General features: G+C 74.3%; 24 protein-coding genes. 14 read left to right on the top strand and 10 right to left on the bottom strand.

Annotation, left to right across the window (positions count from 1 at the left end):
* Positions 1-557: oligopeptide/dipeptide ABC transporter ATP-binding protein (locus tag IH00_RS0128210; RefSeq protein WP_031078457.1), on the top strand; the 557-nt coding region annotated here is incomplete at its 5' end.
* Positions 558-705: 148 nt separating this feature from the next.
* On the opposite strand, the gene IH00_RS0128215 is transcribed toward IH00_RS0128210, so the two are convergent.
* Positions 706-2832 (bottom strand): S9 family peptidase, encoded by a 2127-nt coding sequence (locus IH00_RS0128215; protein ID WP_031078459.1) that lies wholly within the window; start codon positions 2830-2832, stop codon positions 706-708.
* Positions 2833-2989: 157 nt separating this feature from the next.
* Here IH00_RS0128215 and IH00_RS0128220 point away from each other — a divergent pair, with 157 nt between their 5' ends.
* The 4 genes from IH00_RS0128220 to IH00_RS43460 all read left to right on the top strand — a co-directional run bounded on the left by IH00_RS0128220 (position 2990) and on the right by IH00_RS43460 (position 6954).
* On the top strand, positions 2990-3184 hold the full coding sequence (locus IH00_RS0128220; protein ID WP_031078461.1) for a hypothetical protein: 195 nt from the start codon (positions 2990-2992) through the stop codon (positions 3182-3184).
* A 146-nt stretch (positions 3185-3330) separates the two neighbouring features.
* On the top strand, positions 3331-4215 hold the full coding sequence (gene mshB, locus IH00_RS0128225) for an N-acetyl-1-D-myo-inositol-2-amino-2-deoxy-alpha-D-glucopyranoside deacetylase (RefSeq protein ID WP_031078463.1): 885 nt from the start codon (positions 3331-3333) through the stop codon (positions 4213-4215).
* Entirely contained in the window at positions 4212-4580 is a 369-nt protein-coding gene (locus tag IH00_RS0128230; protein WP_031078464.1) for a DUF6113 family protein, read from the top strand. Before mshB ends, IH00_RS0128230 begins: the two co-directional genes overlap by 4 nt.
* A gap of 346 nt (positions 4581-4926) precedes the next feature.
* Positions 4927-6954 carry a hypothetical protein gene (locus tag IH00_RS43460; protein WP_039947501.1) on the top strand — a complete coding sequence of 676 codons (2028 nt, stop codon included), beginning with the start codon at positions 4927-4929 and terminating at the stop codon, positions 6952-6954.
* Between the two features lie 136 nt (positions 6955-7090).
* Here the strand turns inward: IH00_RS43460 and IH00_RS0128240 are convergent, their stop codons facing one another.
* A complete protein-coding gene (locus IH00_RS0128240; RefSeq protein WP_052411687.1) occupies positions 7091-8077 on the bottom strand; it encodes an MBL fold metallo-hydrolase in 987 nt (328 codons plus the stop codon).
* 84 nt (positions 8078-8161) lie between these two features.
* Positions 8162-9088 carry a serine hydrolase gene (locus IH00_RS0128245; protein ID WP_031078468.1) on the bottom strand — a complete coding sequence of 309 codons (927 nt, stop codon included), beginning with the start codon at positions 9086-9088 and terminating at the stop codon, positions 8162-8164.
* 63 nt (positions 9089-9151) lie between these two features.
* On the opposite strand from IH00_RS0128245, the gene IH00_RS0128250 reads away from it, so the two are divergent.
* On the top strand, positions 9152-10171 hold the full coding sequence (locus IH00_RS0128250) for a LysR family transcriptional regulator (RefSeq protein WP_031078470.1): 1020 nt from the start codon (positions 9152-9154) through the stop codon (positions 10169-10171).
* Between the two features lie 60 nt (positions 10172-10231).
* Entirely contained in the window at positions 10232-10975 is a 744-nt protein-coding gene (locus IH00_RS0128255) for a PepSY domain-containing protein (RefSeq protein ID WP_031078471.1), read from the top strand.
* 30 nt (positions 10976-11005) lie between these two features.
* Here the strand turns inward: IH00_RS0128255 and IH00_RS0128260 are convergent, their stop codons facing one another.
* Positions 11006-11845: a transglutaminase family protein gene (locus tag IH00_RS0128260; protein ID WP_031078473.1), complete on the bottom strand. Its 840-nt coding sequence runs from the start codon at positions 11843-11845 to the stop codon at positions 11006-11008.
* 5 nt (positions 11846-11850) lie between these two features.
* Entirely contained in the window at positions 11851-12909 is a 1059-nt protein-coding gene (locus IH00_RS0128265) for a GNAT family N-acetyltransferase (protein WP_031078474.1), read from the bottom strand.
* Between the two features lie 115 nt (positions 12910-13024).
* Here IH00_RS0128265 and fdxA point away from each other — a divergent pair, with 115 nt between their 5' ends.
* Together fdxA and IH00_RS0128275 are read left to right on the top strand one after the other, a co-directional pair.
* Positions 13025-13345, top strand: a complete 321-nt coding sequence (gene fdxA, locus IH00_RS0128270) for a ferredoxin (RefSeq protein WP_031078476.1) — start codon at positions 13025-13027, stop codon at positions 13343-13345.
* Between the two features lie 98 nt (positions 13346-13443).
* Complete coding sequence (locus IH00_RS0128275; protein WP_031078477.1) at positions 13444-14538, top strand: bifunctional succinyldiaminopimelate transaminase/glutamate-prephenate aminotransferase; 1095 nt, start codon at positions 13444-13446, stop codon at positions 14536-14538.
* Positions 14539-14680: 142 nt separating this feature from the next.
* Here the strand turns inward: IH00_RS0128275 and IH00_RS0128280 are convergent, their stop codons facing one another.
* Both IH00_RS0128280 and IH00_RS0128285 read right to left on the bottom strand, forming a co-directional pair.
* Positions 14681-15118, bottom strand: coding sequence for a hypothetical protein (locus IH00_RS0128280; RefSeq protein ID WP_031078480.1), 438 nt, complete (start codon positions 15116-15118; stop codon positions 14681-14683).
* Positions 15119-15443: 325 nt separating this feature from the next.
* Positions 15444-16409, bottom strand: coding sequence for a VldE C-terminal domain-containing protein (locus tag IH00_RS0128285; RefSeq protein ID WP_420710933.1), 966 nt, complete (start codon positions 16407-16409; stop codon positions 15444-15446).
* Between IH00_RS0128285 and dapE the strand changes: the two genes are divergently transcribed.
* Together dapE and IH00_RS0128295 are read left to right on the top strand one after the other, a co-directional pair.
* On the top strand, positions 16408-17523 hold the full coding sequence (dapE, locus tag IH00_RS0128290) for a succinyl-diaminopimelate desuccinylase (RefSeq protein ID WP_234334984.1): 1116 nt from the start codon (positions 16408-16410) through the stop codon (positions 17521-17523). The two genes, IH00_RS0128285 and dapE, sit on opposite strands and share 2 nt — an antisense overlap.
* Before the next feature lie 77 nt (positions 17524-17600).
* Entirely contained in the window at positions 17601-18374 is a 774-nt protein-coding gene (locus tag IH00_RS0128295; protein WP_031078484.1) for an LOG family protein, read from the top strand.
* A gap of 49 nt (positions 18375-18423) precedes the next feature.
* On the opposite strand, the gene folP is transcribed toward IH00_RS0128295, so the two are convergent.
* Positions 18424-19284, bottom strand: a complete 861-nt coding sequence (gene folP / locus IH00_RS0128300; protein WP_031078487.1) for a dihydropteroate synthase — start codon at positions 19282-19284, stop codon at positions 18424-18426.
* A gap of 52 nt (positions 19285-19336) precedes the next feature.
* Here folP and IH00_RS0128305 point away from each other — a divergent pair, with 52 nt between their 5' ends.
* The gene (locus IH00_RS0128305; RefSeq protein ID WP_078888000.1) at positions 19337-19768 is read left to right on the top strand and encodes a hypothetical protein; all 432 of its coding nucleotides are present in this window, start codon (positions 19337-19339) and stop codon (positions 19766-19768) included.
* A complete protein-coding gene (locus IH00_RS0128310; RefSeq protein WP_031078490.1) occupies positions 19765-20355 on the top strand; it encodes a DNA-3-methyladenine glycosylase I in 591 nt (196 codons plus the stop codon). The genes IH00_RS0128305 and IH00_RS0128310 overlap by 4 nt, the downstream gene beginning before the upstream one ends.
* 165 nt (positions 20356-20520) lie before the next feature.
* On the opposite strand, the gene IH00_RS0128315 is transcribed toward IH00_RS0128310, so the two are convergent.
* Entirely contained in the window at positions 20521-21309 is a 789-nt protein-coding gene (locus IH00_RS0128315) for a 2-cyclohexenylcarbonyl CoA isomerase (RefSeq protein WP_031078492.1), read from the bottom strand.
* Between the two features lie 327 nt (positions 21310-21636).
* On the opposite strand from IH00_RS0128315, the gene IH00_RS40625 reads away from it, so the two are divergent.
* On the top strand, positions 21637-21804 hold the full coding sequence (locus IH00_RS40625) for a DUF3117 domain-containing protein (protein WP_003966491.1): 168 nt from the start codon (positions 21637-21639) through the stop codon (positions 21802-21804).
* Between the two features lie 119 nt (positions 21805-21923).
* Here IH00_RS40625 and IH00_RS0128325 read toward each other — a convergent pair whose 3' ends face one another.
* Positions 21924-22589, bottom strand: a complete 666-nt coding sequence (locus IH00_RS0128325) for an O-methyltransferase (RefSeq protein ID WP_078888001.1) — start codon at positions 22587-22589, stop codon at positions 21924-21926.
* Positions 22590-22690: the final 101 nt, after the last annotated feature.

Here is a 22690-nt window from a genome sequence, read left to right on the forward strand (position 1 = left end):
CCCGCGGCCTGGCCCTGCGGCCCGAGATCATCGTGGCCGACGAGCCGGTGTCCGCCCTGGACGTCTCCGTACAGGCCCAGGTGATCAACCTGCTCGCCCGGCTCCAGGACGAGTTCGACCTCTCCTACCTCTTCATCGCGCACGACCTGTCGGTCGTGCGGCACATCTCCGACCGGGTCGGCGTGATGTACCTCGGCAAGATCGTCGAGATCGGCACCGACACCGAGATCCACGACCACCCCACGCACCCGTACACCCAGGCACTGCTGTCGGCGGTCCCCGTGCCCGACCCGGAGGCCCGGGACCGGCGCGACCGCATCCTGCTCACCGGCGACGTGCCGTCCCCCGCCGATCCGCCGTCCGGCTGCCGCTTCCGCACCCGCTGCTGGAAGGCGCGGGACAAGTGCGCCACCGAGGTCCCGCCGCTGGCGGTCCCGGAGTGGACGGGGCCCGGCCCGGCGCGGCACCACTCCGCGTGCCACTTCGCGGAGGAGAAGGCGGTCGCCGGGAGCCTGCCCGGAGGGCTCGGCGGGCCGGTCCTCGACCCCCGGGGGTGACGGTCCTCGACCCCCGGGGGTGGCGGTCCTCGACCCCCGGGGGACGGTCCTCGATCCCGGGTGGCGGACCGGCCGACGGGTGGCGGTCCTCGGACCCCCGGTGACTGACCGGCCGGGGCGCCGCCCCGTCACCCCGGCCGGCCGCGCCCTACGCCATGCCGAGGCTCCGCTTCAGGAAGTCCACCTGGAGCAGCAGCAGGTTCTCCGCCACCTGCTCCTGCGGCGTCATGTGCGTCACGCCCGTCAGCGGCAGCACCTCGTGCGGCCGGCCCGCCGCCAGCAGCGCCGACGACAGCCGCAGCGTGTGGGCCACGACCACGTTGTCGTCCGCCAGGCCGTGGACGAGCATCATCGGCCGGGCCGGCTCCTGCGGATCCACCAGACCGTCGTCCCACACCAGCGAGTTCGCCTCGTACACCTCCGGCGCCTCCTGCGGCAGGCCGAGGTACCGCTCCATGTAGTGCGTGTCGTACAGCCGCTGGTCGGTCAGCGGCGCTCCCACCACCGCCGCGTGGAAGACGTCCGGCCGGCGCAGCGCCGCCAGCCCGGCCAGGTAGCCGCCGAACGACCAGCCCCGGATCGCCACCCGCTCCAGGTCCAGCGGGAAGCGGTCCGCCAGCCCGTGCAGCGCCTCGACCTGGTCGTCCAGCGCCAGCGTCAGCCGGTCCCTGATCGCCTTCTCCCAGGCGGGCGAGCGGCCCGGCGCGCCCCGCCCGTCCGCCACGATCACCGCGAAGCCCTGCTCGGCGAACCACTGCGACGTCAGGTACGCGTTGTGCGCGGCCACCACCCGCTGCCCGTGCGGCCCGCCGTACGGGTCCAGCAGAACCGGCAGCGGCCCGTCGCCCTCCTCGTACGTGCTCGGCAGCAGCACGGCGCACGGGATGCGGTGCGGGCCCGACTCGGTGAGCGCCGGCCGGGGCGAGAGCACCGGCGTCTCGGCGTACGACGCGATTCCGGCCACCTGCTTGCCGTCCCGCAGCACGCGCACCTCCCACCCCGGCGAGCCGGGGCGCGCCGACGCGAGCACGGTGACCGCACCGCACCGCACGGCCGTGTGGACACCCGGCCCCTCCGACAGCCTCTCGACGCCGAGTTCATTGACCCGGTACACATGAATCTCGCCAATTTCCGGGTCGCGGGCCTCCTCACCCGCCGACGCCTGCACCAGGACGTCGTTGTCCCCGATGTCCAGAATCGCCCGCAGGTGCGTCGGGGCGCCGGTCAGGGTGCGGTCGCCCACGGCCAGCACCCGCGCCCCTCCCTCGTCCGCGATCCGCACCAGCCGCCCGTCCGGTGCCCAGGCCGGCGAACCCGCCAGCAGTTCCAGCCAGTCCGGGTCCTCGTCCACGTGCACCGTCCGCGTCGTCCCGGACTCCGTGTCCACGGCCAGGTACAGCTGCGTGCGCTGGTCACGGCTCTGCACCAGCAGGAGCGGCGCCCCGGCCGACGACCAGTGCACCCGCGCCAGGTACGGATAGCGCGCCCGGTCCCACCCGACCTCCGTGCGCGACCGGTCCAGGCCCAGCAGGAAGAGCCGCACCTCCGCGTTGGCGGTCCCGGCCGCCGGATACGCCACCTCGGCCGGCGCGCGGTCCGGATGCGCCGGGTCCGGGATCCACCAGCGCTGCACGGCGCTGTCGTCGGCCCGCGCGACCAGCAGACGGTCCGACTCCGGCGCCCACCAGAAACCGCGCGGGCGGCCCATCTCCTCGGCCGCGACGAACTCCGCGAGCCCGTAGGTGACACCCGCCTCCTCCGGCTCGGCCAGCGCGCGGTCGCCCTCGCCCCCGGCGCCGGTCACCCGCAGCGAGCCCTGCGCCACGTACGCGACGTGCCGCCCGTCCGGAGAGGGCCGCGGGTCGATCACCGGTCCCCGCGCGGGCAGTTCACGCGCCGTGCCGGCCCGCAGTTCCGCCGCGAACAGCCGCCCGGACAGCGCGAACACCGCCAACTCCACGGCCGCGTCCACCGCGTAGGCCACGATGCCGCCCGCGCCCTCCCGGCTGCGCTCGCGGCGCGCCCGCTCCTCCTCGGACAACTCCTCCTCCGCACCGCCCAGCAGAGCCCCGGGGTCGGCGGCCGGACGCTCGCGCACCTCGCCGTCGAGGTCGAGCACCCACAGGTGGTGCGCGCGCTGCGTGCCGCCGGGGGAGCGGAGGAAGACCACTCGCCGGCCGTCGGGCGAGACGGTGAACGCCCGGGGCGCGCCCAGTGAATAGCGCTGGGTCCTGGCGTACTGGCGGGGGAACGAGAGCTGCTGCCTGGAGGTCATGCGTCCGAAACTAGCGGTCGTGCGCCCCCATGTGCTGCCGTGCACCGATCGATGCCTGGGAACGGATAGTTATGATCCGTAGCACCGGGTGGGTATGAACCATCCGGCACATGCTCGCTGCCCGGTCCGGACCGAATATGTATGGAGGTGAACCGCCGTGGCACTCTCGATTTCGGCGGTGGTGCTGCTGGCGATCGTCGTCTTCCTGCTGATCAAGAAGTCCGGCCTGAAGGGCGGACACGCGGCGGTCTGCATGCTGCTCGGGTTCTACCTGGCCAGCTCCTCCATCGCCCCCACCATCAGCGAGCTGACCACCAATGTGGCCAGCATGATCGGTGGCATCAAGTTCTGAGGCCCCGGGCGCCCGCATCTCCTCGGGGGTGCCCCCGCCGGTCGTTCCGGGCTCGCGTCGACCCCTTCCTCCACCGTGCGAGGCACGGCACCGGACGCCGCTCGCCGACCCGGCCCGATCGACGGCACACCCCCTAGGGTGTCCGTATGACGGAACTGCCCGCCCGTCGTCTGCTGCTGGTGCACGCGCACCCCGACGACGAGTCGATCAACAACGGCGCCACCATGGCCAAGTACGCGGCCGAGGGCGCCCAGGTCACCCTCGTGACCTGCACACGCGGCGAGGAGGGCGAGGTCATCCCGCCCGGCCTCGCCCACCTGGCGCCCGACCGGGACGACCGGCTCGGCCCGCATCGCGTCGGCGAACTGGCCGCCGCGATGAAGGAGCTGGGCGTCACCGACCACCGCTTCCTGGGCGGACCCGGCCGCTTCCGCGACTCGGGCATGATGGGCGCCCCCCAGAACCACCGCGACGGCGCCTTCTGGCACACGGACGTGGACGAGGCCGCGCCGTACCTCGTCGAGGTGATCCGGTCCGTGCGGCCGCAGGTGCTCATCACCTACGACCCGGACGGCGGCTACGGCCACCCCGACCACATCCAGGCCCACCGGGTCGCCGTGCGCGCCGCCGAACTCGCCGCGGAGCGCGCCTACCGCAGGGACCTGGGCGACCCGTACGAGATCGCCAAGGTCTACTGGAACCGGGTGCCGCGGACGGTCGCCGAGGAGGGCTTCGCCCGCCTGCGGGCCACGGGCGCCTTCCCGCGGTCCGCCGCGGTCGGGGACGTCCCCGGGGTCGTCGACGACGCGCTCGTCACGGCCGAGATCGACGGCACGCCGTACGCGGGGCGCAAGGCGGCCGCGATGCGGGCGCACGCCACCCAGATCACCGTGGAGGGTGCGTTCTTCGCCCTGTCGAACAAGCTGGGGCAGCCGCTCTTCACCACGGAGTACTACCAGTTGGCGCAGGGCCGCTCCGGTGCGCGTCCGGGCGAGCGCGAGCACGACCTCTTCGCGGGGGTGGCCTCATGAGCGCCGCACGTGCCGCGTCGTACACCGGTCTGGTGGTGCTCGGTGTGCTGGTCGGAGCCGCGGGTTCGCTCGTCCAAGGGGGCTGGGTCCCGGGTGGGTTGCTGCTCGCACTGGCGGGCACCGCGGGCCTGTTCTACGGCGGCCTGCGGCTCACCGGCACCACGGTGGGCGTGGGCGCGGCGGCGGTCGGCTGGCTCGTCGCGGTCGTGGTGCTCAGCCTCGGCCGCCCCGAGGGCGACGGCGTCTTCGCCGGCGGCGTCGTGGAGCTGGTCTACCTGCTCGGCGGCATGGCCGTCGCTGTGATCTGTGCCACGGCGATCCGGACCCCGCAACCGGGCGGTCCGCCGGGGCGGCGCGGGACCTAGGGCGCTCGTCCGGACCCTGCCGGGCTCGTGACCGCTGGACACCGCGCCTCGCGGCGTCGTCGTCGGTCGCCGCTGCTCCGCGGCGGCTCCCTCCTCCGCCGCGCGATGCGTCCCCTCGGCCCTCATGGGCCCGGGGAGACCCCCTGCACCGGACGCCACTGCCGAGCCGGTCCGGTCCGGACGAAAGCCCTTGGAGGTGCCCGTACCGCCCGGACTTCGGCCGGAATGACCGTTGCCGTTCCCCCGGGCACCGGGTACGTCCCGGCGGCGGCCAGTATGGTGGTGCGCGCCGCCGGGCGCCCGCGAGTGTGAGTGCGGGCGGCGGAGCCAACCGGGAGAACCTGCTTTGAGTCGTGAAACTGACAGTTCGTCCTCCGGCCCCCAGGGGCGCGGCGGAACCGCGTACCCCTCCGGTACACCGCCGTACGGAACGCGCCAGTACCCGTCGCTGCACCCGACGCAGGACGCTCCGGAGGAGTCGGCCCGGGCCGCCGCGGAGCCGGACGAGCCCAGGACCGAGACCACACTGACCACGCGCATCCGGATCAACATCCCGGGTTCGCGGCCCATCCCGCCGGTCGTCATGCGCAAGCCGATGAACGGCGGCGGTACCACCGACACGGCGCCCGCGCCGGACGAGGGCGCGGCGACGTCCGCGAAGCCGGCGGCGGAGCCGCGCCGGCCCGAGCAGCCGGCGCCGGGCCGGCCGCCTGCGCAGAACGCGCAGAGCGGGCAGTCCGCGCAGAACGGGCAGAACGCGCAGTCCGCGCAGCCTGCCCAGGAGAAGCCGACGAGCGACTGGTTCGCCCCGCGCAAGCCGCCCGCGCCCGCGCCGTCCCCCGCACCGGCCGCCCAGACGCCGCCGTCCCTGCCCGCGCCCGCCTCCGCGCCCGCGGAGGAGGCGCCGCGCCCCCGCAGCTCCCTGGAGGACCTGGCGGCGATGGCGGACGGGACCGGCCCGGCCGGCCCCAGCGGGCCGACCACCGGACCGGCGACCGGCACCATGGGCGCCGTGCCGCGCATGTCGGACGACACCGCCGTACTGACCCCGCAGAAGCCGGCTCCCGAGCCCGGCCGCGGTCCCGGCCCGGACGGCAGGCCCGCTCCCGGCCCGGACGGCAGGTCCGGGTACGAGCCCGGGTACGCGCAGGCCCCGGCCCGCACCCCGGCCCCCGGGACGGCCGGTCCGCCCCCGGGCGGCCACGTCTCCGGCGACACGCTCACCAGCGGCATCCCGGTGGTCCCCGCGGACCACCGGACGCCGTCCCCCTCGCCGTTCCCCGTGACGGGCCCGGCCCAGGCCGCGGGCGCGCACACCGAGCACGAGCCGCCCGCCCCGTACCCGGCGGCGGACCGGCCGGAGCCGGCGCCCGCCCCTGCCCCCGCACCGGCCCCGGCCGCGCGGCAGGCGCCCGCCGCGAAGAAGAAGGGCCGCTCGAAGCTGGTCCTGCTCGGCGCCGGCCTGTTCGCCCTGGCGGGCGTGGCGTACGGCGCGGGCCTGCTGCTGAACCACTCCGAGGTCCCCAAGGGCACCACGGTCCTCGGTGTCGACGTCGGCGGCGGCACCAAGGAGGAGGCGGTCCAGAAGCTCGAGGCGGCCTTCGGCGACCGCGCCTCCGCGCCGCTGCAGCTCTCCGTGGGCGGCAAGAAGGAGCAACTGGCCCCGGACAAGGCCGGCCTGTCCCTGGACAGCCAGGAGACCGTCCGCGCGGCCGCGGGCAGCGACTACAACCCGGTCTCCGTGATCGGCTCCCTCTTCGGGGCCGAACGCGTCGCCCAGCCGGTGTTCCCGGTCGACGAGGAGAAGCTCGGCGTCGCCCTGGCGGATCTGGCGGGCACCTCCGGTTCGGTCACCGAGGGCACGATCAAGTTCGAGCCCAACCGGGCCGTCGCCGTCCCCGGCAAGGCGGGCCAGGCCCTCGACGTCGGGCGCTCGATGATCTCGGTCCGCGACGCCTACCGCGCGTACGTCGAGACCGGCCGCCAGAACGTGGTCGAACTGCCCGTCACCACCAAGCAGCCGACGATCAGCCGGGCCGAACTGGACCGGGCGATGAAGGAGTTCGCCCAGCCCGCGATGTCCGGCCTGGTCACCATCAAGGCCGGCGGCAAGCAGATCCAGTTCGGCCCGGCGAGGTCGCTGCCGAAGATCCTGTCCATGAAGCCGGTCAACGGCCGTCTGGTCGAGGTCTACGACAGGAACGCGATCGACGAGCTGCTGGACGGAGTCTTCGACGGCGTCATGATCACCAAGGGCGACGGCCGGAAGCACCAGGTCTCGTCCGCCGACGTGGCGCACGCCCTGCAGTCGGCCCTGCTCGGCAAGACCCCCGCGGAGCGCACGGAGACGATCGAACTCGATCCCCAGGGGTGACCCGGGGCGCGGCCCCCTTCCGGCCCCCGGCCGGCCCCGGACCACTCCGGGCGCCGGGCCGGGGGCCTTCGCGCGTCCGCGGCCCGTCGGGGACGGCGCACCCGCCCCTGGCCCCCCGGGCCGTCCGTCCCCCGGCTCAGCGCAGGGCGCGCATGTCGGCGCCGTAGAGCGTGCGGTAGTCCGGGACCACGATCCGCGAGGCGGGGGAGGACGCGCGGACCTGGTCCAGCAGCGGTTCCAGGAGCGCCGCGGGGTCCCGCCGGACCGGTGACGCCAGCGGCAGCTCGAAGTTGTCCCAGTGGACCGGGACCACCACCGGCGGCCGGCCCAGCGCGTGCATCAGGCGCGGGGCGTAGCGGTGCGTGGAGGTGCTGGAGGGGACCGCGACCATCGCGATGTCGGGGCGCAGGCCGTCGGTGGCGCGTTCGGCGAAGTCGCTCGCGCCCATCAGGAACACCGACGGGCCGCCGTCGACGGTCAGCTGGAAGGCGAGGGTGTCACCCTCGGGGAGGTCGGCCACCGTCCTCGGGACCTCGGCCGGGGCGGCGTTCAGGGTGCGGGGGAAGAGGTAGGCGTGGCGGGCGTTGCGGCTGTGCAGGCCGGCCACGACCTCGACCGTGAAGCCGTCGAAGTCCAGCACCTCGCCGCCCTTGACCACCGAGATCTGCCGCGGGTCCACTCCCAGCGCGCACAGCAGGTGGTACGACGTCTCGGTGCCGACGACCCGCGCGCCCGTCGAACGCGCCAGGTACGGCACGTCGTTGAAGTGGTCCCAGTGGCTGTGGCTCACCAGGATCAGCGCGGGACGGCCGGCGTGCCGGTCCACCAGGCCCTCGTCGGTGGTCAGTTCCGTCGAGTCGGTGAAGCCGTCGGGCGTGAAGAGGCCGGTCGGGAAGCGGGTGATGTAGGGGTCGAAGAGGATGGTGCGGCCGGAGGCGTCGATGCGCCAGCCGGACGTGCCCAGCCAGCGCAGCGACGCCGCGCCGGCCCGTACGGTGCGGGGCGCCGCCGCGGCCGGGGAGGACGGCGACATGGCCGCGGCGGTGGCGGTGGCAGTGGCGGCGGCCGCGGCCGCGGCCGCGCCGCGCAGCATCGTGCGCCGTGCGAGATCCGTGTGCGTCATGCGGTGCAGGCAAGCAGGCCGGGCGGCGCGCCGTCCAAGACCAGGGCTGCCCGTGACCGATATCGGGATCGGTATCAGCGCAGCTCAGGCACTGTACGGACCGGTGGCGGACCCGGTGCGCAGGGCCTCCACCGCCAGCCGTGCCGCCCTTCCGATCGCCGAGTCCGTCGCCGTGCGCCCGGTGGTGAGGTCCGGTGTCCGGGCGAACACCGCGACCGCGTACCGGCCCCCGTCCGGGTACGTCACCACCCCCGCCTCGATGTGCAGTCCCGGCAGGGTGCCGGTCTTCGCCGCCACCACCACGTCGTCGGGGAACCCGGACACCAGCCGGTGCCGGAACACCTGGCGCGCCATCAGCTCCCGCACGAAGGCGCACGCTTCGGCGGGACCCGCCTCGTCACGCCACACGAGACGCAGCAGCCGGGTGATCTCGCGCGGGGTGCTCGCGTTCGTACGGGCCGGGTCCAGCATGCTCAGCAGGCCCACCTGCGCGGCGTCCAGCGTCGGGTAGACGGCCGCGAACTCCGCCTCGTCGCGCGCCCCCACCTCGGCGAGCACCGTCTCCAGCAACTGCCGCGGACCGCCGACGATCCTGGTGCGCGGCAGGCCGAGCTCCCCGGCCAGCAGCTGGAGCGTGTCAGGTCCGACCCGCTCCAGCAGCAGGTCGGCCGCCGTGTTGTCGCTCACCGACAGGGCGAAGAACGCCAGGTCGCGCAGCGACAGTTCGACGTCGTCCGCGCAGCCCGCCGTGCCCCACCCGCCCAGCCGGTGCTCGGCGCGCACCAGCACCCGCTCCCGCGGATCGAGCTGGCCCGCCGCCACCTGCCGGGCGAACTCCAGCACCAGCAGCACCTTGAACACCGACGCGATGACGACCGGCTCGTCCGCGCCCAGCCCCAGTCCGCCCGGCTCCGGTCCGCCGTCGCGTCCGTCCTCCCCGTCGACCTCCACCGCGTGCAGACGGCCCTGCGCGCCCGCCGCGGTGAACTCCGCCCTCAGCTGCTCCCTCACCCGGCCACGGTATCCGCGGGGGCGGCCGCGTCCCGCCGCGCGTCCGGCTCGTAGAGTCGGCCCGTGGATCTCTTGCGCCACCTGCGCCTCTTCGTCGTCGTGGCGGAGGAGCTGCACTTCAGCCGCGCCGCCGACCTGCTCGGCATGGCCCAGCCCCCGCTCAGCCAGGCCGTGCGCCGGCTGGAGAAGGACCTCGGCACCGAGCTGTTCGACCGCTCGCGCCGCCAGGTGGAGCTCACGCCCGCCGGCGCGGTGCTGCTCGACGAGGCGCGTGACCTGCTGGCCCGGGAGGAACGCCTGCGGGTGCTCGTGCGGCGCGCCGCGGAGGGCGACCTCGGTACGCTCCGGGCCGGCGTGCCGCCGGAGACGCCCGCCCCGGTGCTGCACGCGCTGCTCGCCGCCTGCGCGCGGCACGCGCCCGGGCTGCGCGTGGACCTCCAGGAGATGACGACCGGCGAGCAGGTGCGGGCCCTCGCCGCGGGCGGGCTCGACGTCGGCCTGGTCCACCGGCCGGTGGACGTCACCGACCTGGCCACCGGGCCGGAGGTACGCCTCGAGCTGGGCGTCGTCCTGCCCCGGACCTCGCCGCTCGCCCGGCTCCCCGAGGTGGCGCTCGCCGATCTGGCCGGGCACGACCTGGTGCTGTTCCCCCGGGCGACGGCTCCCGGCTGGTACGACGAGACCCTCGACGCGTGCCGGCGGGCGGGCTTCGAGCCGGGGCGCGTGCGGCATGCCCGCAACCCGGAGTTCCTCATCGGTCTGGTCCTGACCGGGTACGGGGTCGCCTTCGACCAGGGGCCGGTCGCCCGCAAGGAGCCGCGCGTGGCGTGGCGTCCGCTCGCGGGACGGCCGCTCGTCCGGCGCGTCGCGCCGGTGTGGCCGGCGCGCGGCGGGCACCCGGCGGCCCGGCGCTTCGCGGAGCTCGCCGCGCAGGTGCTGGCCCGCGACACGGCCGGCTCGGTCCTCCGCGGTGACGCCGGTGACGCCGGTGACGGACACCGGGACGGTGACGGACACCGGGACGGTGACGGCCGCGGTCCGGACGCGCCGGCTCCGCGGCCCTGGTCGGTGGTGTACGGCTGATCGGGTTGGCTCTGCGGCCGCACCGCATGGCCTCCGGGGCGGGGCGGTACGGGTGGCGGCATGAGCGCTACGACCCGACCCCTCCGTATCCGTGCCGTCGCCGCCGTGTGCGCCCTCGCCGGTTCGGCCGCGCTGGTCACCGCCTGCGGGAAGGACGAGGTGACCCACGCCGGGGCCGTCGCCGCCGCGCAGGCGATACCGAGCCCGCCGTTCACCCGGGACCAGGCCGACCGCAAGGCCCTCGTACCGGCGGCCGGGGTCTCCTGGGACAAGGCCGCCGCCACGGCGGTCGCGGAGGTCCCGCAGGGCCGGCTCGCCGGGATCGAACCGGAGCGCCCGGGCACCCGCCGGGGTACCGGGAGCCCGGGCCCCGGCACGCCCGACCCGTTCGTCCCGAGCCCGGTCACCCCGACCCCCGGGAGCCCGAGCCCCGGCAGCCCCACCCCCGGCACGCCCGTGTGGACCGCGGAGGTCGCCGCCCCCGACGGGACCGTCCGCACGGTCCTGGTGAACGCGGTCACCGGCCGGGTCGCCCAGTCGCAGGCCGGCCCGGACCAGGACGCCGACGACGAGCGGGAGCTCACCGGCCGGCTCGACCGGGCGCAGCAGACGCCCCAGCGGGCGGCCGCGACCGCCACCGGAAAGAAGAAGGGCACGGTCACCGCGGTCCGGCTGGACGAGGACGACGCCGGCACGCTCATCCGGTCGGTCGACGTCGTCACTCCCGAGGACTGGTACAAGACCACGTTCGAGATCGACGCGGTCAGCGGCAAGATCCTGCGCGAGCGCGTCGGCCGCGACTGAGGGGCGCCACGGGAACCCGCCGGGACGGCGTCAGTTCAGCATCGCCCGCGCCGCCCGCGCCAGGTCCCGGACCCTCGCCGCCGCCACCGGCTCGACGGCGTCCACCACCTCCGCGTACGCGTCCATCTCCACCGCCCCCGTGAGGAAGTCGCCCCGCTGGATGAGCAACTGCGCCCGCTCGTAGCGCAGCCGCGCCGGGTGCGCGGGCAGCAGCAGGGACAGTTCGACCGCCCACAGGGCGATGTCCGAGCACTCGGGACGGGCCGCGGCCCAGGCGCGGATGTTGTTCAGGATCCGCAGCACGATGTCGAGCGGGTCGGCGGGCCGCAGCATCGACGGCCGCAACTGCTCCCCGGTCGCCCCCGCCACCAGCAGCTCCACGTCGGTGCCGGTCAGCGGCCGCCCCCGGTCGAACGGGTCCACGAGCACCTGCTCGTCCGGGCTTGCGGCCGGGTCGCCGAAACCGACGACGAAGTGGCCGGGCAGCGCCACCCCGTACACGGGTGCGCCCGCCCGGCGGGCGACCTCGATCCACACGACGGACAGCAGGATGGGCAGCCCCCGGCGCCGTCGCAGCACCTCCGGCAGCAGCGACGACTCCAGGCGCTGGTAGTCGCCCGGCGTGCCGTGGAAGCCGCACCGCTCACCGAGCAGACCGGCGAGCGCGGTCGCCCAGGCCCGCGGGCTCTTGGGGCCGTACGGCACCAGACCGGCCAGCCGGTCCAGCTCGATCTCCGCGGCGTCCATCCCCGCCTCGCCCAGCTCCGGGTCGGCCTCCGCGCCCACCAGCAGGCACAGCGAGGCGAGGTCGGGCCGCTCCTCGCGGGCCTCCTCGGCGAACCGGCGCCGCCACTCGGTCATGTGCTGCATACCGCTCACGTACCCGATCCGGGGGCGCGGAAGTGGTGGTACAGGTGATGGAGCGCGAAACCCATCCCCTCGTACAGGGCGCGGGCGCCGCCGTTGTCCTCCTCCACCTGCAGCCAGGCGGCGGACGCCCCCTCGTCGAGGGCGCGCCGCGCCAGCGCGGCCATGACCGCCGTGGCCAGCCCCTGGCGCCGGTAGGCCGGGTCCACCTCGACCGCCATGAAACCGGCCCACCGCCCGTCGACCACGCACCGCCCGATCGCGGCGGGGACCCGCCCGGCGCTCGGCACGGAGGCGAACCACACCGACGGCCCGCCGCCCAGCACCGCGCGCACCTCGGGACCGGGCCGCGCCGAGCGGTTGTACCGCCGCAGCCACGCCTCGTCGAAGGCGCGCGCCACGACCACGTCCCCCGCGTCGCGGTCCGCCACCGGCGCCAGCGCCGCGACCCGTACCTCCGCCGTCACCTCGCGCCGCCAGCCCCGCTCCTCCAGCGCCGCGCACAACCGTTCCTGCGTGGACTCCGCGCCGGTCGCCGTCTGGATGTACGCGGGCAGGCCCCGCTCCCCGTACCAGGTGCGCACCCGGGCGAGCGCCGCGTCCAGCGGCATGCCCGGATCACCCAGCGGCAGCACCGAGTTGGCCCGCCGGGTGAAGCCGGTGCGCCGCCCGCCCGCCGTGCCGTCCGAGGCGCCCTCGTCGGCCGGCGCCGCCACGACCGCGGCCCGGAGGGTCCACTGGCCGAGCGGCTCGCTCTCCACCGGCGGCCAGGCCCGCGCCATCACGGGCGCCAGCTCCGCGAAGTCCGCGGCGGGACCGCGCCGGCGGGCCGGGGCGGCGGGCACCACCTTGCCCGCGACCAGCGACGCTTCCGGGATTCGGACGGACTCCCCGGTACGTCGTGTGATCAGCAGCACACCCTTGTCCCATGATGTGAGAACACCCACCGTGTCGGTGAACGTCCCACGCTCCGTCCCTGAGTCGCTCAACCGGCGGACGGAGACGCGTTTGCCCACGTCGGAAGGCGTAATGCGGATCTCCAGGCGTCCGCCGGCAGCGAATTCCACAGCTCTCTCCGCCCCTCTTGTTCGGATCGTTACCAAGAACGGAGATACTAGGTGCGGGCATCGACGACGCCGCGCTCCCGCGCAAGCCAGAGCCCTACCAAGGAGGAACGACAGCGTGACCTACGTCATCGCACAGCCTTGTGTCGACGTGAAGGACAAGGCGTGCATCGAGGAGTGCCCCGTCGACTGCATCTACGAGGGCCAGCGGTCCTTGTACATCCACCCGGACGAATGCGTCGACTGCGGTGCTTGTGAGCCGGTCTGCCCGGTCGAGGCGATCTTCTACGAGGACGACACTCCCGAGGAGTGGAAGGACTACTACAAGGCGAACGTCGAGTTCTTCGACGACCTGGGTTCGCCGGGTGGTGCCTCGAAGCTCGGCCTGATCGAGCGCGACCACCCGTTCATCGCCGCGCTTCCGCCGCAGAACGGCTGACGCGCGCCCTCGGTCCCGTACGGCCCTCCACCGCCGTACGGGGCCGACGCGTGTGCGTACCCGGCGCCACGCCGCAGCAGAGAAAGAGAGCCCGCACCGTGTCCCCCGTCTCTTCGCGCCTGCCCGTCTTCCCCTGGGACAAGCTGGAGCCGTACAAGCGGACGGCCGCCGCGCACCCGGACGGGATCGTGGACCTGTCCGTCGGTACGCCGGTGGACCCCGTCCCGGAGCTGATCCGGCGCGCCCTGGTCGAGGCCGCCGACTCGCCGGGCTATCCGACGGTGTGGGGCACCGCCGCGCTGCGCGACGCGCTCACCGGCTGGTGCGAACGGCGCCTGGGGGCGCGCGGGATCGCCCACACCGAGGTCCTGCCGGTCGTCGGCTCCAAGGAGCTGGTGGCCTGGCTGCCCACCCAGCTGGGTCTGGGCGCAGGGGACACGGTCGCCTACCCGCGCCTGGCCTACCCGACGTACGAGGTCGGGGCGCGGCTGTGCGGCGCGACCCCCGTCGTGTACGACGACCCCACCGAGCTGGACCCGGCCGGGCTGAAGCTCCTCTGGCTCAACTCGCCGTCCAACCCCACCGGCAAGGTCCTCCCCAAGGACGAGCTGATCCGGATCGTGGCCTGGGCGCGGGAGCACGGCGTGCTGGTCTTCAGCGACGAGTGCTACCTCGAACTGGGCTGGGAGGCGGACCCCGTCTCCGTCCTGCACCCCGATGTCAGCGGAGGGTCGTACGAGGGCATCGTCGCCGTCCACTCGCTGTCCAAGCGCTCGAACCTGGCCGGCTACCGTGCCGCGTTCATCGCGGGCGACGCGGCCGTGCTCGGCGAGCTGCTCCAGATCCGCAAGCACGGCGGCATGATGACGCCCGCGCCGGTGCAGGCGGCGACGGTCGCGGCGCTCGGTGACGACGCCCACGTGGCCGAGCAGCGGGCCCGGTACGCGGCGCGGCGCGCGGCGCTGCGCGCGGCGCTGGAGTCGCACGGCTTCCGCATCGAGCACAGCGAGGCGAGCCTGTACCTGTGGGCGACGCGTGACGAGCCGTGCTGGCGGACCGTGGCCGGCCTGGCGGAGCTGGGGATCCTGGTGGCGCCGGGGGACTTCTACGGCGAGGCGGGGGAGCGGTTCGTCCGCGTGGCGTTCACGGCCACCGACGAGCGGGTCGACGCCGCGGTGAAGCGGCTGGGCTGAGCGGCCCCGCCGGTCGCAGCGACGCGAAGGGCCCGGGAAGCAGGTGCTTCCCGGGCCCTTCGCGTGTGCGGGTGTGCACGGTGACCAGGGCCTGTCCTCCGGCTCTCGCCGGGTTCGCGCGGCCTGATCCGGACGACAGACCCTAGCCGAGCGCCGGCAGGGTCTTGCCGACCGGCAGCTGGTCGGCCGCCGGCAGCGGGGCTCCGGCGAGGGCGTCGGCCGGCGCGGCGGCCGCGACACCGCCGACGAGGTCACCGGCGGTGCCCGTGGCCTCACCCACGGCCTGCTGGGCGGCGGGGGTGGCGGTCTTCCCCGTGCTGGTGACGGTGTCGCCGGCGGCGGGCACGGCCTTCGTCACCGCCCCGCCACCGGCCTCGCCGGCCAGGCCCGTGGCGTGCCGGGTGGCGTCGCCGACGGTCCCGGTCACCGAAGCGGTGTCGAGGCTGGAGACGCCGCCGAGGTCGGGGGCCTTGGGCAGTTCCACGGCGCTTGCGGAGCCGGCCGCACCGACCACGGGAGCTGCGCCCGCTGCGATCAGCAGCGCGGCACGGGCGATCCGACGGGTCAGGGGGAGGGACATGATGCTCCTTCGACGGGAGGGGTCGTTGTCTGTGGGCTGTGGTGCCTGTCCGACGATCGGACGCTGTGACAACCGCTCGGAGGCCGGGGGAGGTTGCGGTGACCGAAGGTAAAGAGTGGGTAATGCGTCGCATTATCTGTTTCACGCAAAAACGGGCAAACAAGCCGTGGCGTGCGGCCGCGCCGCGCGGCTGGAGAACCGTCCCTCCCCAGTGATCGCACGGGAAAGGGAACGGGTGCGGAAAACCGGTTCGTGGCCGGTTGAAAGAGGCTCGGAAGAGGCCGCGATAAGCGGAGCGGCTCATTCGGGAGAGTGAATGCCAGCGCTACTGTGCGACCCGGATCCGGACCTCGCCCGCGCGTGCCCGGCCCGGCTCGCCGGACTCGTCGGTCCGCCACCCCTCGGCCGACCGCTCGGCGCTCCACACGCGGCCCGCGTACGACACCTCCGCGAGCCCCAGCGCGTCCGCCTGCGCCACCGCCCACTGCGCCAGCTCCCAGCCCCGCTGCGAGGCGCCGCCCGCGCCCCCGCCCTCGGGACCCGCCGACTCCACCGCCGCCGCCACCGGCAGGGCGAGCTCCCGCGGAGCCGCGCCGGCGGCGGGCGCCCCGCCCCGCGGCAGCACGTCCGCGCCGAAGGACCGCACCAGCTCGGCGCGCACCTTCGCCGGATCGCCCGCCTTGCGCACACCGATGCCGGACGTGCAGGTCAGCGAGGCGGCGGAGCGCCCCGTCAGCGCCGCGGCGAGCAGCGCGGCGTCCGGCTCGTGCTTCGCGTACGCCTGCGGGTAACCGCTGCGCTGCACGCGCTGCGCGGCGACGGTCAGCGGCAGCCGGGAGTACCCGGGGACCTCGGCGAGGCGCTCGTAGAACCGGCTCGCGGAGAAGACCGGGTCGAGGATCTGCTCCGGGGTCCCCCAGCCCTGCGAGGGGCGCTGCTGGAACAGGCCGACGGAGTCGCGGTCGCCGTGCCGGATGTTGCGCAGGGCCGACTCCTGGAGGGCCGTCGCCAGGGCGATGGTCACGGCGCGCTCCGGCATCCCCCGGGTGGTGCCGACGGCGGAGATCGTCGCGGCGTTCGCGGCCTGCTCCGGGGTGAACCGGTAGGTGTTGTTCCCGCTGCCCACCGTGCAGCGCGGGGCGCCCTTGCCACCCGTCACGTACTGCACGACCACGTACGCGATCAGCGCCAGCAGCACGCCGAGCGCGGTGGCGATCCTGAGGCTGCGGGGTCGGCTGGACTCGGACACGGAGCCCACCGTACTGGAGGGCCGGGATAGGCTCGGCACCATGTCCGAGACCATGCCCGACCGCGTACTGGACCCCTCCGCCGACCCGGTGCTGGACCTGACCCTGGACGGTCCGGCACTGACCGCCGCACTCGTCGACTTCCCCTCGGTCAGCGGCACCGAGAAACCCCTCGCCGACGCCATCGAGCAGGCCCTGCGGGGCCTTCCGCACCTCACGGTCGACCGGTACGGCAACAACATCGTCGCCCGGACGCACCTGGGCCGGGCCGAAAGGGTCGTGCTGGCGGGACACATCGACACCGTGCCGATCGCGGACAACGTCCCCTCCCGGCTCGACGAGAACGGGATCCTGTGGGGCTGCGGCACCTCGGACATGAAGTCGGGCGTCGCCGTCCAGCTGCGCATCGCCGCGACCGTGCCGGAGCCCAACCGCGACCTGACGTTCGTCTTCTACGACAACGAGGAGGTCGCCGCCCACCTGAACGGGCTCGGGCACGTGGCCGAGGCGCACCCCGAGTGGCTGGAGGGCGACTTCGCGGTGCTGCTGGAGCCGTCCGACGGCCAGGTCGAGGGCGGTTGCCAGGGCACGCTCCGGGTCCACCTGCGGACCAAGGGGGAGCGGGCCCACTCGGCGCGCAGCTGGATGGGGTCCAACGCCATCCACGCCGCCGCGCCGATCCTGGCCCGGCTGGCCGCGTACGAGCCGCGGCGCGCGGTGATCGACGGGCTGGAGTACCGGGAGGGGCTCAACGCCGTCGGCATCGAGGGCGGCGTCGCCACGAACGTGATCCCCGACGCGTGCACCGTCGTCGTCAACTTCCGCTACGCGCCCGACCGCTCCCAGGAGGAGGCCGAGGCGCACGTGCGGGAGGTCTTCGCGGACTGCGGCATCGACGAGATCGTGGTGGACGACCACAGCGGCGCGGCCCTGCCCGGCCTGTCGCACCCGGCCGCCGCGGCCTTCATGGAGGCGGTGGGCGGCACCGCGCAGCCGAAGTTCGGCTGGACGGACGTGTCCCGCTTCAGCGCCCTCGGCGTCCCCGCGGTCAACTACGGCCCCGGCGACGCGCTCTTCGCGCACAAGCGGGACGAGCACGTGGCCGTCGACCGGATCACCCACTGCGAACGGCGGCTGTACGACTGGCTCACTGCCTGACCGCCGAAATTTCGCCATTCGTCATACGTGTCGCCCTACCCTGAGCGGGAAACGATGTTCAGCGGAGGGAGCGGATCATGGGCAACCCCGAGGCCGAGGCCGAAGGACTGCGGGCACTCGCCGAACAGCGGCTGGGGCCGGTGCTGCGGCGCCGGGAGCAGGTGCAGCCCGGCACCACCGATCAGCGGCTGCTGGACACGGCGGGCGACTCCGAGTGGGTGCACACCGACCCGTGGCGGGTGATGCGCATCCAGTCCGAGTTCGTGGAGGGCTTCGGCGCGCTCGCCGAACTGCCCAGCGCGATCAGCGTCTTCGGCTCGGCCCGCACCGGGGCCGGCACGCCGGAGTACGAGGCGGGCGTCAGGATCGGCAGGGCGCTGGTCGAGGCGGGCTTCGCGGTGATCACGGGCGGCGGCCCGGGCGCGATGGAGGCCGCGAACAAGGGCGCGCGGGAGGCCAAGGGCGTCTCGGTGGGCCTGGGCATCGAGCTGCCCTTCGAGCAGGGACTCAACCCGCACGTCGACATCGGCGTCAACTTCCGCTACTTCTTCGTCCGCAAGACGATGTTCGTGAAGTACGCGCAGGGCTTCGTCGTCCTCCCGGGCGGCCTCGGCACGCTGGACGAACTCTTCGAGGCCCTGACCCTCGTCCAGACGCAGAAGGTGACCCGCTTCCCGATCGTGCTCTTCGGTACGGAGTACTGGTCGGGCCTGGTGGACTGGCTGCGCAACACGGTCATCGCGCAGGGCAAGGCGTCGGAACACGATCTGCTGCTCTTCCACGTGACGGACGACGTGGAGGAGGCGGTCGCGCTGGTCACCAAGGAGACGGGCAGCGAGCACCCGCGCTGACGCGCCCCGCCGCGGGCGCGGGCACCGGCCCCGCCCGCGGGCCGCGGCCCTAGGCCAGGCCCCGGCGGGCGACCGCCGGCGGGCGGTGGCCGGCGATGGACGCGACCATGTCGAGGACCTGCCGGGTCTCCGCCACCTCGTGCACGCGGTAGACCTGCGCGCCCAGCCACGCCGAGACCGCCGTGGTCGCGAGCGTGCCCAGGACGCGCTCCTTGACGGGCTTGTCGAGCGTCTCGCCGACGAAGTCCTTGTTCGACAGCGACACCAGCACCGGCCAGCCGGTGGCCGTCATCTCGCCCAGGCGGCGCGTCGCCTCCAGGCTGTGCCGGGTGTTCTTGCCGAAGTCGTGGCCCGGGTCGATGAGGATCCCGTCCCGCCGCACCCCGAGCTCCAGGGCGCGTTCCGCCAGACCCACCGTCACGCGCAGGATGTCCGCCATCACGTCGTCGTACGCGACCCGGTGCGGCCGGGTACGCGGCTCCGCGCCGCCCGCGTGCGTGCAGACCAGTCCCACGCCGTGGCGCGCGGCGACCTCCGCCAGCTTGGGGTCCACCCCGCCCCACGCGTCGTTCAGCAGGTCCGCGCCCGCCTCGCAGACCGCCTCGCCGACGTCGTGCCGCCAGGTGTCGACACTGATCACCACGTCCGGGTGGCGCCGGCGCACCTCGGCGACGAAGCCCACCGTGCGGCGCGCCTCCTCCTCGGCGGACACCTCCTCGCCGGGACCGGCCTTCACCCCGCCGATGTCGATGATGGCCGCGCCCTCGGCCACCGCCTGCTCGACCCGGGCGAGCGCCGGCTCGTCGCGGAACGTGGCGCCCCGGTCGTAGAAGGAATCCGGGGTCCGGTTCACGATCGCCATGATCACCGGCTCGTGCGCGTCGAATTCACGCTGTCCCAGGCGCAGCATCCCGTTGTCCTCCTCGCGTTCGGTCGCCTGCGACCTTAGCCGCCGGCGGCGCATGGCACGATCGGGGCCAGACCGTTTTCCCCTTCCCGGGAGAGGCAGCCCTGTGTTCTGGTTCTTGATGATCGCGATGGTCGTGGTGATCGCCGCGGTCACCCTCGCGGTGGTCGGTGGCGGCGAGAGCGACGTCCTTCCCGAGGCGGCGCCCGAGCAACTGGTGGACCCGCTGCCGCTGACCCGGCCGGTCGGCCGCGCCGACGTCGACGCGCTGCGGCTGCCGGTCGCCCCGCGCGGGTACCGGATGGCGGACGTGGACGACGTGCTCGGCCGGCTCGGCGCGGAGCTCGCCGAGCGGGACGCGCGGATCGCGGAGCTGGAGGCGGCGCTGGCCGGGGCGCAGGCGACGGCGGTGGGCGGGACGGACCTGTTCGACAAGAAGCCGGACCGCCCGGCCGACGAGGACGAGGACCGGGGGCAGGAGCAGTGACCGGGGAGGCCGTACCCGGCCCGGACGGCAAACCGCGCTGCCCCTGGGGCGTGTCCACGCCGGACTACGTCGCCTACCACGACGAGGAGTGGGGCCGTCCCGTCCGGGGCGACGACGCCCTCTTCGAACGGCTCTGCCTGGAGGCGTTCCAGTCGGGCCTGTCCTGGATCACGATCCTGCGCCGCCGCGAGGGCTTCCGCCACGCCTTCGCGGACTTCCGCATCCCGCGGGTCGCCGCCTTCACCGACACCGACCGCGAGCGGCTCCTCGCGGACGAGGGCATCATCCGCAACCGCGCCAAGATCGACGCGTGCCTCGCCAACGCGCGGGTCCTGGCGGACTGGGCCCCCGGCGAGCTGGACACGCTGATCTGGTCCCACGCCCCCGACCCGGCCGGCCGCCCGGTGCCGCGCACGATCGCCGACGTACCGGCGGTGACGGACGAGTCGACCGCGCTGTCGAAGGCCCTGAAGAAGCGCGGGCTGCGCTTCATCGGGCCCACGACCGCGTACGCGCTGATGCAGGCATGCGGGCTGGTCGACGATCACCTCGCCGGCTGCGCCGCCCGCGGCGGGGCCGCCGTCTAGGGCCGTCCGTCCGGATCAGGCCGGATGAGGGCGGATCAGGCACTGGCGTCCGGTGCCGGGCACCGCACGGCGGAGGAGCGGCGACCGGCGACACCGCTGCGAGGCGCGGTGTCCAGGCGTCACGAGCCCTGCAGGGTCCGCACGAGAGGCCCGGGGCCGCCGCCGCTAGCGGCCCAGGTACTTCGGCTTCTCCTTGGCGAGGAAGGCCTGCACCGCGATGGTGTGGTCCTCCGACGCGCCCGCCTTCGTCTGGAGCTCGTCCTCCTTCTCCAGCGCCTCGTCGAGCGTGTGCGACGCGCCGTACGCGAGGGACTCCTTCAGCGCCGCGTACGCCACCGTCGGGCCCGCGGCCAGGGTGCGGGCGACCTTCTCCGCCTCCGCGGCCACGTCCGCCGCCGCGACCACCCTGTTCGCGATGCCCAGTTCGTACGCCTCCTGCGCCGTGATGGAGCGCGGGAAGAGCAGCAGGTCCGCGGCGCGGCCCGGGCCGACCACGCGGGGCAGCGTCCAGGAGATGCCCGAGTCGGCGGTCAGCGCCACCCCGGCGAAGGAGGTGTTGAACGACGCCGTGTCGGCCACGACGCGGTGGTCGGCCGCCAGCGCGAAGCCGAAGCCGGCTCCCGCGGCGACCCCGTTCACCCCCGCCACCACCGGCTTCGCCATGCCGGTGATCGCCCGGACGATGGGGTTGTAGTGCTCCCGCACCGTGCTCATCGTCGCGCCCGAGCCGTCGGCCAGCAACGAGATGTGCTCCTTGAGGTCCTGGCCCACGCAGAAGGCCCGGCCCGTCGCGGTCAGCAGCACCGCCCGCACCGCGGGGTCCTCGGCCGCCGCGTGCACCGCGTCCCGCAGCGCCACCTTGGTGTCGATGTTCAGTGCGTTCATGGCCTCCGGACGGTTGAGCGTGATCGTCGCGAGCCCGTCGCTCACCTCGTACAGCACGGTGTCGGCCATGGCAGGTCAGTCCCCTCGGTCGGTTGACGGCGGTGTTCCGCCCAGCATGGCGGAGATCATCCTGTCCCGGCATGCGCCCCGGCATGTGACCTGCGTCAAAGAAACTCCGGGCCCGGCGCGACCTGCGGCGGCGAAGTATCGCAGGCGGACCGCCGAAATATGCGGTTTTGCGAGAGCGCGTTGCGCAAGCGATGCCGCCCGATGTTGGTCATCGGGTCCCGCCATGCGGGATAATGACCTGGAAGCAATGTGTTCGATGCCGGTGATGCGTGCCCATGCCAGAGGGCCGTCGGCGACGATGAGCTGGTTTCAGGAAGGGGAACGAGCATGGCGGCCATGAAGCCGCGGACGGGCGACGGCCCGCTCGAGGTGACCAAGGAGGGGCGGGGCATCGTCATGCGCGTTCCGCTCGAAGGCGGCGGTCGACTTGTCGTCGAGCTGACCCCGGACGAGGCCGACGCGCTCGGCGACGCGCTGAAGAAGGTCGTCGGCTGAGCTGACGCGCACTGCCCACGGTTTTCCCCACAGCCCCGGAAACGGCTTCGGCCGGGCCGGGGCTGTGGTGCGTTTCCGGCCATGGGCCGGCCGCCCGTGGTCGGCCGGAGTACGGCGGGTCAGCCGCGCCGGACCGCGCACAGCAGGCCGTCGCCCACCGGCAGCAGCGACGGCAGCAGCTCCTGGCTCTCCCGCACGGTCCGCAGCAGCTCGCGCAGCCGCTGCACCTCGGCCGGCTGCGCCCCCGAGTCGACGGTGCGGCCGTCCGCGAAGACGCCCTCGAAGCAGACGAGCCCGCCCGGACGCAGCAGGCGCAACGATTCAGCGAGGTACTCCAGGCACTCCGTACGGTCGCCGTCGCAGAAGACGAGGTCGTACCCGCCGTCCGCGAGCCGGGGCAGCACGTCCAGGGCACGGCCCGGGATGAAGCGTGCCCGGTTGCCGGCGAAGCCCGCTGCCCGGAACGCCTGCCGGGCGAACTGCTGCCGGTCGGGCTCGGGGTCCACGGTCGTCAGGACGCCGTCGGGGCGCATGCCGTGCAGCAGGTAGATGCCGGACACCCCGGTTCCGGTACCGATCTCCGCCACCGCCTTGGCGTCCGCCGTGGCCGCCAGCAGACGCAGCGCGGCGCCGGTGCCTGGCGACACCGAGGGCAGCCCTGCCTCCCGGGCCCGCTCACGGGCCCAGCGCAGCGCTTCGTCCTCGGCGACAAAGGCGTCGGCGAACGCCCAGCTCGTCTGCCGGTTGGCGGTAATGACCCTCTCCTGTCCCCATAGTTGGCGCAACGGTGACTGTATCCGCTCGGGGCCGGGAACCCGCAGATGGGACTGTGCGTTGGGGGAGGCAGGGGGACCAAGACACGGGAGACGGTCCCAAATTCACGTAA

Source organism: Streptomyces sp. NRRL S-118 (assembly GCF_000716335.1).
Taxonomy (GTDB): domain Bacteria; phylum Actinomycetota; class Actinomycetes; order Streptomycetales; family Streptomycetaceae; genus Streptomyces.